1 protein-coding gene is annotated in these 1,434 nt (G+C 58.3%); it reads left to right on the top strand.

What is annotated here, in order from left to right:
* Positions 1 to 101 precede the first annotated feature (101 nt).
* On the top strand, positions 102 to 1,397 hold the full coding sequence (locus BST10_RS22125; protein WP_163762285.1) for an AAA domain-containing protein: 1,296 nt from the start codon (positions 102 to 104) through the stop codon (positions 1,395 to 1,397).
* Positions 1,398 to 1,434 lie beyond the last annotated feature (37 nt).

The raw sequence follows: 1,434 nt of genomic DNA, 5'->3' as shown, positions 1-1,434 counted from the left end.
TACTACAGTCAGCACCGAACCCAGAAAGTCACTGAGTTCTCAAACCCGTGAGCGTCCGGAAACGCCGGGGGGATTCAGTATCCCAGTACCTGCCACCGGAAATGGAGTTCGACATCGTCATCTTTGACGAAGCTTCGCAGGTTACTCCTGGTGATGCCATAAACTGTATCTACCGAGGCAAAGCCCTGATATTGGCCGGCGACGACAAGCAATTGCCGCCCACCTCCTTCTTCGACCGCAGTACGGACGACGACGAGGACGAAACCGACGTCAAGGACTTTCAATCGGTTCTGGAACTCGCCAAAGCCTCAGGTGCGTTCAACAATTTGGGCCTCCGGTGGCACTACCGGTCCCGCCACGAAGACCTCATCGCTTTCTCCAACTACAAGTTCTATGGGGGACAACTCGTCACTTTTCCCTCCGCACAGGCCGAAGGCGAGGACGTCGGCATCGAGTTCTTCCATGCACATGGCATGTATCGACGCGGCGGTGGGGCGTTCAACCCTATCGAAGCGGCCAAGGTCGCCGAGCGTGTCATCGAGCACTTCACTAAGCATCCCGAACTCACTCTCGGTGTGGTGACATTCTCTGTTGCTCAAGCGGATGCGGTACAGAGCGCCATAGATGAGGCTCGAGTCAGCAGGCGAGACCTCGACCGATTCTTTGATACGGATGATCGTCTCCGTGGGTTCTTCATCCGAGCACTGGAACAGGTGCAAGGCGACGAGCGCGATGTGATCATTTTCTCCATCGGTTATGGCCCGGACGAGGCGGGAAAGATATCAACCAACTTCGGTGCCTTGAACAAGGACAAGGGGTGGCGACGTCTCAACGTCGGTATCACCCGCGCTCGTCAACGTGTCGAGGTCGTCGCATCGATGCGCGCACGTGAGATTCCACCGTCGACAAACAAAAATGTTGACTACCTCCGTTCCTACCTTGAGTATGCGGAGCGAGGGCCTCAGGTGCTTGCGGTCCCGTATTCACCTAGCGGGCGCGATCCAGAATCACCGTTTGAAGAGTCCGTACTGGCAGTCATCCGCGGATGGGGCTACGTCGTTGAGCCTCAAGTGGGCGCTGCGGGATACCGGATCGATATTGGTGTTCGGCACCCCGCTTACCCCGGGATGTTCGCGATCGGAATCGAATGCGATGGCTACCAATACCACTCGGCTCCCGCGGCTCGAGACCGTGACCGCCTTCGTGAGCAGATACTGGTCGGCCTCGGTTGGAGACTCCACCGCATCTGGGGCACAGCGTGGTACCGCGATCGTCTTGCAGAAGAGGCGCGTCTACGAGCTGCCATTGAGGAAGCGATTGCTGCACCTCTTGACAACCGGAGTAAGAAGACTTTGCCGGCTCTTCCCGATCGGGAGTGCGTGGGCGGGCGCGGCTGACCGGGTGAGGTTGGGGATGTAGGCGGGTCCTGGGGTG

Origin of the sequence: Mycolicibacter algericus DSM 45454 (assembly GCF_002086455.1) — a bacterium.
GTDB lineage: Bacteria > Actinomycetota > Actinomycetes > Mycobacteriales > Mycobacteriaceae > Mycobacterium > Mycobacterium algericum.
The sequence above is the reverse complement of the archived record's forward strand: the minus strand, read 5'-3'. Positions and strand labels throughout refer to the sequence as shown.